The sequence below is a fragment of the Curtobacterium sp. MCSS17_006 genome, assembly GCF_003234215.1.
GTDB classification, from domain to species: domain Bacteria; phylum Actinomycetota; class Actinomycetes; order Actinomycetales; family Microbacteriaceae; genus Curtobacterium; species Curtobacterium flaccumfaciens.
In genome coordinates this window covers 113916-123148 of the sequence record NZ_QKSO01000010.1, presented here as the reverse complement: position 1 = coordinate 123148, position 9233 = coordinate 113916, and the positions used below count along the sequence as shown (strand labels likewise).

General features: G+C 67.8%; 14 protein-coding genes. All 14 read left to right on the top strand.

Going from position 1 to position 9233, the window contains the following annotated elements; translation table 11 throughout:
- Nucleotides 1-95 precede the first annotated feature (95 nt).
- The 14 genes from tuf to rpsQ all read left to right on the top strand — a co-directional run bounded on the left by tuf (nucleotide 96) and on the right by rpsQ (nucleotide 9206).
- On the top strand, nucleotides 96-1283 hold the full coding sequence (gene tuf, locus DEJ21_RS11375; RefSeq protein ID WP_027466734.1) for an elongation factor Tu: 1188 nt from the start codon (nucleotides 96-98) through the stop codon (nucleotides 1281-1283).
- Nucleotides 1284-1456: 173 nt separating this feature from the next.
- On the top strand, nucleotides 1457-2434 hold the full coding sequence (locus tag DEJ21_RS11370; protein WP_111023287.1) for a DNA topoisomerase IB: 978 nt from the start codon (nucleotides 1457-1459) through the stop codon (nucleotides 2432-2434).
- An 80-nt stretch (nucleotides 2435-2514) separates the two neighbouring features.
- Entirely contained in the window at nucleotides 2515-3342 is an 828-nt protein-coding gene (locus DEJ21_RS11365) for a DarT ssDNA thymidine ADP-ribosyltransferase family protein (RefSeq protein ID WP_111224641.1), read from the top strand.
- 521 nt (nucleotides 3343-3863) lie between these two features.
- The gene (gene rpsJ / locus DEJ21_RS11360; protein ID WP_017885534.1) at nucleotides 3864-4172 is read left to right on the top strand and encodes a 30S ribosomal protein S10; all 309 of its coding nucleotides are present in this window, start codon (nucleotides 3864-3866) and stop codon (nucleotides 4170-4172) included.
- A gap of 12 nt (nucleotides 4173-4184) precedes the next feature.
- The gene (gene rplC / locus DEJ21_RS11355; protein ID WP_027466731.1) at nucleotides 4185-4841 is read left to right on the top strand and encodes a 50S ribosomal protein L3; all 657 of its coding nucleotides are present in this window, start codon (nucleotides 4185-4187) and stop codon (nucleotides 4839-4841) included.
- A gap of 2 nt (nucleotides 4842-4843) precedes the next feature.
- Nucleotides 4844-5503: a 50S ribosomal protein L4 gene (gene rplD / locus DEJ21_RS11350; RefSeq protein ID WP_027466730.1), complete on the top strand. Its 660-nt coding sequence runs from the start codon at nucleotides 4844-4846 to the stop codon at nucleotides 5501-5503.
- Nucleotides 5500-5799 (top strand): 50S ribosomal protein L23, encoded by a 300-nt coding sequence (gene rplW / locus DEJ21_RS11345; RefSeq protein WP_027466729.1) that lies wholly within the window; start codon nucleotides 5500-5502, stop codon nucleotides 5797-5799. The genes rplD and rplW overlap by 4 nt, the downstream gene beginning before the upstream one ends.
- Nucleotides 5800-5817: 18 nt before the next feature.
- The gene (gene rplB / locus DEJ21_RS11340; protein WP_027466728.1) at nucleotides 5818-6657 is read left to right on the top strand and encodes a 50S ribosomal protein L2; all 840 of its coding nucleotides are present in this window, start codon (nucleotides 5818-5820) and stop codon (nucleotides 6655-6657) included.
- An 11-nt stretch (nucleotides 6658-6668) separates the two neighbouring features.
- On the top strand, nucleotides 6669-6950 hold the full coding sequence (gene rpsS / locus DEJ21_RS11335; RefSeq protein ID WP_017885529.1) for a 30S ribosomal protein S19: 282 nt from the start codon (nucleotides 6669-6671) through the stop codon (nucleotides 6948-6950).
- A gap of 25 nt (nucleotides 6951-6975) precedes the next feature.
- Entirely contained in the window at nucleotides 6976-7368 is a 393-nt protein-coding gene (gene rplV, locus DEJ21_RS11330) for a 50S ribosomal protein L22 (protein ID WP_035809257.1), read from the top strand.
- Nucleotides 7368-8180, top strand: a complete 813-nt coding sequence (gene rpsC, locus DEJ21_RS11325; protein WP_017885527.1) for a 30S ribosomal protein S3 — start codon at nucleotides 7368-7370, stop codon at nucleotides 8178-8180. Before rplV ends, rpsC begins: the two co-directional genes overlap by 1 nt.
- Before the next feature lie 2 nt (nucleotides 8181-8182).
- Nucleotides 8183-8602: a 50S ribosomal protein L16 gene (gene rplP, locus DEJ21_RS11320; protein ID WP_017885526.1), complete on the top strand. Its 420-nt coding sequence runs from the start codon at nucleotides 8183-8185 to the stop codon at nucleotides 8600-8602.
- Complete coding sequence (gene rpmC / locus DEJ21_RS11315) at nucleotides 8602-8922, top strand: 50S ribosomal protein L29 (RefSeq protein WP_017885525.1); 321 nt, start codon at nucleotides 8602-8604, stop codon at nucleotides 8920-8922. Before rplP ends, rpmC begins: the two co-directional genes overlap by 1 nt.
- On the top strand, nucleotides 8922-9206 hold the full coding sequence (rpsQ, locus tag DEJ21_RS11310) for a 30S ribosomal protein S17 (RefSeq protein WP_017885524.1): 285 nt from the start codon (nucleotides 8922-8924) through the stop codon (nucleotides 9204-9206). Before rpmC ends, rpsQ begins: the two co-directional genes overlap by 1 nt.
- Nucleotides 9207-9233: the final 27 nt, after the last annotated feature.

Here is a 9233-nt window from a genome sequence, read left to right as displayed (position 1 = left end):
CAAGTAAAGTACAGACACACACCGCGCACCAACGGTCCCGAGCCCATCCAGGGCCGGCCGGGGGTGACGCTTCCGAGTCCTGAGGAGGACCCACAGTGGCCAAGGCCAAGTTCGAGCGCACCAAGCCGCACGTCAACATCGGAACCATCGGTCACGTCGACCACGGCAAGACCACGCTCACGGCGGCGATCACCAAGGTTCTGCACGACCAGTACCCGGACCTCAACGAGGCCCGCGACTTCGCGCAGATCGACAACGCTCCCGAGGAGCGCCAGCGCGGCATCACGATCAACATCTCGCACGTCGAGTACCAGACCGAGAAGCGTCACTACGCGCACGTCGACGCCCCCGGTCACGCCGACTACGTGAAGAACATGATCACGGGTGCGGCACAGATGGACGGCGCGATCCTCGTGGTCGCCGCCACCGACGGCCCGATGCCCCAGACGCGTGAGCACGTCCTGCTCGCCCGCCAGGTCGGCGTCCCCTACATCGTCGTCGCACTGAACAAGTCCGACATGGTGGACGACGAGGAGATCCTGGAGCTCGTCGAGCTCGAGGTCCGCGAGCTCCTCGGCTCGCAGCAGTTCGACGAGGACGCCCCCGTCGTGCAGGTCTCGGCGCTCAAGGCGCTCGAGGGCGACGAGAAGTGGGTCAAGTCGGTCCAGGACCTCATGGCCCAGGTCGACGAGCACGTGCCGGACCCGGTGCGCGCCACCGACCAGCCGTTCCTGATGCCGATCGAGGACGTCTTCACGATCACCGGTCGTGGCACGGTCGTCACCGGTCGCGTCGAGCGTGGCACGCTCAACCTGAACGCCGAGGTCGAGATCGTCGGCATCCGTGCGACGCAGAAGACCACCGTCACGGGCATCGAGATGTTCCGCAAGCTGCTCGACCAGGCGGTCGCCGGTGACAACACCGGTCTGCTCATCCGTGGCCTCAAGCGCGAGGACGTGGAGCGCGGCCAGGTCGTCGTGAAGCCGGGTTCGGTCACGCCGCACACCGAGTTCCAGGCGAACGCGTACATCCTGACCAAGGACGAGGGTGGGCGTCACAACCCGTTCTACGCGAACTACCGCCCGCAGTTCTACTTCCGCACCACGGACGTCACCGGCGTCATCACGCTGCCCGAGGGCACCGAGATGGTCATGCCCGGTGACACCGTCGCCATGACGGTCGAGCTGATCCAGCCGATCGCCATGGAAGAGGGCCTCCGTTTCGCCATCCGTGAGGGTGGTCGTACGGTCGGTGCCGGTACGGTCGAGAAGATCATCAAGTAACTCCGGTTCCTTGCGACAGCGGGGTCGGGCCTTCGGGCCCGGCCCCGCTTCGTCGTACCCGGCCACTGGCGGGCCGTACGGGGCACCAGACAGGAGGACCGGGGCAGGGCCCGCCACGGGCCTCCTGTCCGCCCCGTGACCCGTCACAGGCGTCACGGAGTTGGCTCGATCGCGTGACCCGCCTCCGCAGATCCGCGACCTCCGGTCGCGGCTACCACCGCGTCCGTTCCGGACGCGGTTTCTCGTTCCGCGATCCCGACGGCAACACCGTGACGGACCCGGACGAACGCCGTCGGCTCGAGGAGTTCGTGATCCCGCCGGCGTGGGACGACGTCTGGATCTCCCCGTACGCGAACGGCCACATCCTGGCCACCGGCACGGACGGTGCGGGGCGCCGCCAGTACATGTACCACCCGTCCTGGCGTGAACGGATGGACCGGATCAAGTACGACCGTGCGCTGGCACTGGCGGAGTCCCTACCGGTCGCCCGCCGCGGCGTCACGCAGGACCTCCGTCGCCCCGAGCCGGACCGCCGCCGTGCGCTGGCCGCAGCGTTCCGCATGCTCGACCAGGGGTCGCTCCGGGTCGGGTCCGAGCGGTACGCCACCGAGCACGGCAGCCGGGGGCTGTCCACGCTGCTGTGCGCGCACGCCCACGTGTCGGGCGACGACATCGAGCTCGACTTCCCCGGCAAGAGCGGGCAGGAGTGGTCGTCGTCGATCCACGACCACGACCTGGCGCGGGTCATCGCCGGGATGAAGCGTCGCGGGCCGAACGCGCGGTTGCTCTCGTTCCGCGAGCGTCGCGGTGCGGAGTGGGAGCCGCTCTCCGCCGAGGACATCAACGCCTACGTCAAGGAACGTGCGGGCGACGAGTTCACCGCGAAGGACTTCCGGACCCTGCACGGCACGGTCGCGGCCGCGGTCGACCTGGCGAAGACCGGACCGCAGTCGTCCCAGGCCAAGCGGAAGAAGGCCGTCTCGCACGCGGTGAAGGCCGCCAGTGACGAGCTCGGCAACACCCCGACGGTGTGCCGGCAGAGCTACATCGACCCCCGGTTGCTCGACGCGTACGACCACGGCGAGACCATCGATCCGAACCGCCTGGCTTCTGCAGAGGCCGAGGTCCGGGCACTGCTCTACCGACAATGACCCGGGGGCCGTCCGGATGACGTAGCGTTGGTCGACGTGCCGGACCACCCCCACACGGCACGGAAGGACCCACAACAGTCGTGACCGACGAGTGCATCCACGGATTCCCCACCGAGCTCTGCGACATCTGCGCACCCCGGCAGCGCGAGGCGTCGGAGATCCCAGCCACCCCGGCACCCCGCCGGACCCGCATCACCACCAACCTGCGCGTCGACCCGCCGGCCTCCGGGCCCGGGACGTCGCTCCGGTCGCCGACGTCGCTCCGTTCGTCGTCCGCCGACCTGCCCGAAGCACGTGAGTTCGCAGCGCTCCGCGCCCACCACGTCACCCACATCGACAACCTCGACGGCATCGTCGGTGCCGGTGCGATCCTGGCGTCCGACCAGGCCGAGCCGGTCGTGGACGTCAGTTCCGCCGGCACCCGCGCCGCCCGCGCCGAGGCCGAGGCGCCCGACGGCTCCTCGATCGCCGGCCACGTGCCGTTCACGCTGTCGCCCGACGCCACCCGCTGGGACGAGCTCCGCACGGGCGCCGAGGGCGAGCGCTGGTCGGACGCCGCCCGCCGCACCCGCGCCATCGACTACGTCGTGCTCGTCGTGCCGGTCTCCGCGTTCGGTGCCTCGGTGATCGTCGCCGACCAGGACGCCGACGCCGACGACGTCCGGTTCGCCGTCGGTCCCGACGCCGGCACGAACCTGATCCGTCGCACCGACTTCACGGACCCGGAGATGCACGGCCTCGAGCTGCTCGCCGGACCGAGCGTGCCGTTCACGTCGGTCGCGGTCATCGGCGTGCCGAACGACAAGGCCCGGCAGACCGTCCGCGCCGTGCTCGCCGACCACGGTGGACACGCTCCTCGGGTGGCCGTGTTCCCGCCGTGGTTCGTGCCCCCGGTGACCGCCGAGTGACGGTCTCCTGACCCGTGTCGACGCACCCTCCGGACCCCGTCCGGAGGGTGCTCCGCGTTGCGGGGCCGAGCCGGGCCTCCAGGCCGTCCGATCCGCGTGGATCCGGGCAAGCGAGCCGGCGGGACACGCCCGGCAATTCGCGACACGCCCGGGTTGCACGTGGGCCGGGGCTATGCGAGACTTGTCCGGTTCCGAATTCCCCGTGGGTGTACGCCCACAGGATCACTGCTCTGGCAGTGCACAACCCCCTTGTTCAGCAGGGCTGGGTTGGGCCGCAGGCAGCAGAACACGACTCCCCGAAGGGTGACGGACGCGGTGTACCACTGCTGCGCCCGGAGCGCGAGGCAGTCGATTGCCCACGCTGGACGGCCACGGTCGCCCGCGAGGTTGACAGGTGAACAGCGGTCATCCCCAGTGGATGCGGCCGGTTGGTTCAGGAAAACAGCACGGTCCGCAGGAATGCGGAACCGAGCGGCGTCAGGCGGCCAGAGGGTGCGCGGCGCAGAGAGGACAAGAGACACATGGCGGGACAGAAGATCCGCATCCGGCTCAAGTCGTATGACCACGAGGTCATCGACACGTCGGCCCGGAAGATCGTCGACACGGTGACCCGTGCCGGTGCAACCGTGGTCGGCCCGGTGCCGCTCCCCACCGAGAAGAACGTGATCGCAGTGATCCGTTCCCCTCACAAGTACAAGGACTCGCGCGAGCACTTCGAGAAGCGCACGCACAAGCGGGTCATCGACATCGTCGACCCGACGCCGAAGGCCGTGGACTCGCTCATGCGACTCGACCTGCCGGCCGACGTCAACATCGAGATCAAGCTGTAAGGGGGCTGACCAATGGCGAACTCAACCAAGACCGTCAAGGGCCTCCTCGGCAAGAAGCTCGGGATGACCCAGGTGTGGGACGAGAACAACAAGTTCATCCCCGTCACCGTGATCGAGGTCGGCCCGAACGTGGTCACCCAGATCCGCAACGCTGAGCGCGACGGCTACGAGGCGATCCAGATCGCCGCCGGTGCCATCGACCCGCGCAAGGTCAACAAGCCGGCCGCTGGCCACTTCGAGGCCGCTGGCGTGACCCCGCGTCGCACCCTCACCGAGATCCGTACCAACGACTCCGCTGAGTACACGCTCGGCCAGGAGCTCACCGTGGACGGCACGTTCACGGCGGGCCAGAAGGTCGACGTCGTCGGTACCTCCAAGGGCAAGGGCTTCGCCGGTGTCATGAAGCGCCACGGCTTCCACGGCGTCGGCGCCTCGCACGGTGCGCACCGCAACCACCGCAAGCCCGGCTCGATCGGTGCTTCCTCGACCCCGTCGCGCGTCTTCAAGGGCATGCGCATGGCTGGTCGTATGGGTGGCGACCGCGTGACCGTCCTCAACCTCACGGTGCACGCCGTCGACGCCGAGAAGGGTCTGCTGCTCGTCAAGGGCGCCGTCCCCGGTGCTCGTGGCCGCTCCGTCTTCGTCCGCACCGCCGTGAAGGGTAAGTGATCATGGCCACCACGACCGCAACCACGATCGACGTCCTCGACGCATCGGGTGCCAAGTCCGGCACCGTCGAGCTCCCCGCAGCTCTCTTCGACGTCGAGACCAACGTCCCGCTGATCCACCAGGTCGTCACCGCGCAGCTCGCAGCCGCGCGTCAGGGCACCCACAAGACCAAGAACCGTGGCGAAGTCCGCGGTGCCGGTCGCAAGCCGTTCAAGCAGAAGGGCACCGGCCGCGCCCGTCAGGGTTCCGTCCGTGCTCCGGAGCACACCGGCGGTGGCGTCGTCCACGGACCGACCCCGCGCGACTACTCGCAGCGCACCCCGAAGAAGATGATCGCCGCTGCTCTGCTCGGCTCGCTCTCGGACCGCGCCCGCGGTGGCCGCATCTCCGCTGTGGAGGGCTTCGTCGCGGCTGAACTGCCGTCGACCAAGACCGCCCGCACGCTCCTCGAGAAGGTCGCGCCCGTCAAGAACGTGCTCGTCGTGCTCGAGACGGACGACGAGCTGACGCTCAAGTCGATCCGCAACCTGTCGAACGTCCACGCGCTCTCGTACGGCCAGCTCAACGCCTACGACGTGCTGCGTTCGGACGCCGTCGTCTTCAGCAAGAGCGCCCTCGACGCCTTCATCGCGTCGAAGACCGCGAAGGAGATCACCGCATGAGCGGCTTCAACAAGGACCCGCGCGACGTCATCATCTCGCCGGTCGTCTCGGAGAAGAGCTACGCGCTCATCGACCAGGGCAAGTACACGTTCATCGTGGACCCCCGCTCGAACAAGACCGAGATCAAGCTCGCCATCGAGAAGATCTTCGACGTCAAGGTCGCGAGCATCAACACGCTGAACCGCCCGGGCAAGACCCGTCGCACCAAGTTCGGTCTCGGCAAGCGCAAGGACACCAAGCGCGCCATCGTGACGCTCAAGTCCGGTTCGATCGACATCTTCACGGCTGTCGGCTGAGGACCAGAGGGATAAATCATGGCTATTCGTAACTACAAGCCGACGACCCCCGGTCGTCGCGGCTCGTCGGTCGCCGACTTCGCTGAGATCACCCGTTCGACTCCGGAGAAGTCACTGCTTCGTCCGCTGCCGAAGACCGGTGGTCGCAACAGCTCCGGCCGTATCACCACGCGTCACATCGGTGGTGGCCACAAGCGCCAGTACCGCGTGATCGACTTCCGTCGCTCCGACAAGGACGGCGTCGACGCCAAGGTCGCTCACATCGAGTACGACCCCAACCGCACTGCGCGCATCGCGCTCCTGCACTACGTGGACGGCACGAAGCGGTACATCATCGCGCCGAACAAGCTCAAGCAGGGCGACGTCATCGAGCAGGGCCCCGGCGCCGACATCAAGCCCGGCAACAACCTGCCGCTGCGCAACATCCCCGTGGGTACCGTCGTGCACGCCATCGAGCTCCGCCCCGGTGGCGGCGCCAAGATGGCTCGCTCCGCCGGCGCCTCGGTGCGTCTCGTCGCCAAGGACGGCCCCTACGCGCAGCTCCGTCTGCCGTCGGGCGAGGTCCGCAACGTCGACGCACGCTGCCGCGCCACCATCGGCGAGGTCGGCAACGCCGAGCAGTCGAACATCAACTGGGGCAAGGCCGGCCGCATGCGCTGGAAGGGCGTCCGCCCGACCGTCCGTGGTGTCGCGATGAACCCGGTCGACCACCCGCACGGTGGTGGTGAGGGCAAGACGTCCGGTGGTCGTCACCCGGTCAGCCCCTGGGGTCAGTCCGAGGGCCGTACGCGCAAGCCGAACAAGCCGAGCGACAAGCTCATCGTCCGTCGCCGTAACGCCGGCAAGAAGCGCAAGTAGGAGTTCAGAAGATGCCACGCAGTCTGAAGAAGGGCCCCTTCGTCGACGAGCACCTGCTCCGCAAGGTCGTCACGCAGAACGAGGCCAACACCAAGAACGTGATCCGTACGTGGTCGCGTCGGTCGATGATCGTCCCGAACATGCTCGGGCACACGATCGCCGTCCACGACGGCCGCAAGCACATCCCGGTGTTCGTCACCGAGTCGATGGTCGGTCACAAGCTCGGCGAGTTCGCGCCGACCCGCACCTTCCGTGGTCACGTGAAGGACGACAAGAAGGGCCGTCGCCGCTGAGGCGGCGACGCAGAGGAGGAACGAAATGGTGGAGTCGATCGCACGCGTGCGACACATCCGCGTCACGCCTCAGAAGGCCCGTCGCGTCATCGAGCTGATCCGCGGCAAGCAGGCCCACGAGGCCCTCGCCATCCTGAAGTTCGCCCCCCAGGGCGCTTCGGAGCCCGTGTACAAGCTGGTCGCCTCGGCGATCGCGAACGCACGGGTCAAGGCGGACTCGACGAACAGCTTCCTCGACGAGCGCGACCTCTACGTGAGCCGCGTCTTCGTCGACGAGGGCACGACCCTGAAGCGGTTCCAGCCGCGCGCCCAGGGCCGCGCCTTCCGCATCAACAAGCGCACCAGCCACATCACGGTCGTCCTCGCGACGCCCGACGAGGCCGAGGTTGCCGCGACGAGCAAGAAGGCGAGCAAGTAATGGGCCAGAAGGTCAACCCGTACGGCTTCCGTCTCGGGATCACGACGGACCACGTCTCGCACTGGTTCACCGACAGCAAGAAGGCCGGTCAGCGCTACGCCGACTACGTGGCCGAGGACATCAAGGTGCGCGAGTACCTGAAGAAGACCCTCGACCGCGCCGGCGTCGCACGCATCGAGCTCGAGCGCACCCGTGACCGTGTCCGCGTGGACATCCACACGGCTCGTCCGGGCATCGTCATCGGCCGCCGCGGCGCCGAGGCGGAGCGCGTTCGCGGTGAGCTCGAGAAGCTCACCAAGAAGCAGATCCAGCTGAACATCCTCGAGGTCAAGAACCCCGAGACCGAGGCCCAGCTCGTCGCGCAGGGCATCGCCGAGCAGCTCTCCGCTCGTGTCGCGTTCCGTCGCGCCATGCGCAAGGGCCTGCAGGGTGCACAGCGCGCCGGCGCCAAGGGTGTCCGCATCCAGGTGTCGGGTCGTCTCGGCGGCGCCGAGATGTCGCGTTCGGAGTTCTACCGCGAAGGCCGTGTGCCGCTGCACACCCTGCGCGCGAACATCGACTACGGCTTCTACGAGGCCCGGACCACGTTCGGCCGCATCGGCGTGAAGGTCTGGATCTACAAGGGCGACATCACGAACAAGGAGCTCGCTCGCGAGCAGGCGAACCAGCGTTCGTCGCGCCCGGAGCGTCGTGGCGGCCCGCGCGGTGAGCGTGGCGACCGTGGCGGCGACCGTCGTGGCGGCGACCGCGGTGACCGTCGTCCGCAGCAGGCCCCGCAGGACGCGCCGGCCGGCGCAGGAGTTGAGGCGTAACCATGCTTATTCCCCGTCGAGTCAAGCACCGCAAGCAGCACCACCCGAAGCGTTCGGGTCAGGCCACCGGTGGTACCAAGGTCAGCTTCGGCGACTACGGCATCCAGGCCCTCACCCCGGCGTACGTGACCAACCGTCAGATCGAGTCCGCTCGTATCGCCATGACGCGTCACATCAAGCGTGGTGGCAAGGTCTGGATCAACATCTACCCGGACCGTCCGCTGACCAAGAAGCCCGCCGAGACCCGCATGGGTTCCGGTAAGGGTTCGCCCGAGTGGTGGGTCGCGAACGTGAAGCCGGGCCGGGTGCTCTTCGAGCTCTCCGGCGTCAGCGAGGAGATCGCCCGTGAGGCGTTGACTCGTGCAATCCACAAGCTGCCCCTCAAGGCACGCATCATCAAGCGCGAGGAGGGCGACGCATAATGGCGATCGGTTCCAAGGAGCTCCGTCCGACGGAGCTCGACACGTTCGAGAACGAGCGTCTCGCTGACGAGCTGAAGAAGGCCAAGGAGGAACTCTTCAACCTCCGCTTCCAGTCGGCCACCGGCCAGCTGGAGAGCCACGGTCGTCTCCGTGCCGTCAAGCGCGACATCGCCCGCATCTACACCGTCCTCCGCGAGCGCGAGCTCGGCATCCGTGCCACTCCCGCGCCCGTCGAGACCGCCCCCAAGGCCAAGAAGACGACGAAGAAGGCTGACAAGCCGGCCGAGTCGACCGAGGCCGAGACCGCCGAGGAGAAGTAATGGCGAACGAAGAGAAGAACTCCGCCGCCCTCACTCGCGGCTACCGCAAGACGCGTCGCGGCTACGTGACGAGCGACAAGATGGACAAGACCATCGTGGTCGAGGTCGAGGACCGCGTGAAGCACGCGCTCTACGGCAAGATCATCCGTCGTACGTCCAAGGTGAAGGCCCACGACGAGCTCGGCACCGCTGGTGTCGGCGACCTCGTCGTGATCAGCGAGACCCGTCCCCTCAGCGCCTCCAAGCGCTGGCGCCTGGTCGAGATCCTCGAGAAGGCCAAGTAGGCCTCGGCCTGCTTCGGAATAGGAGAC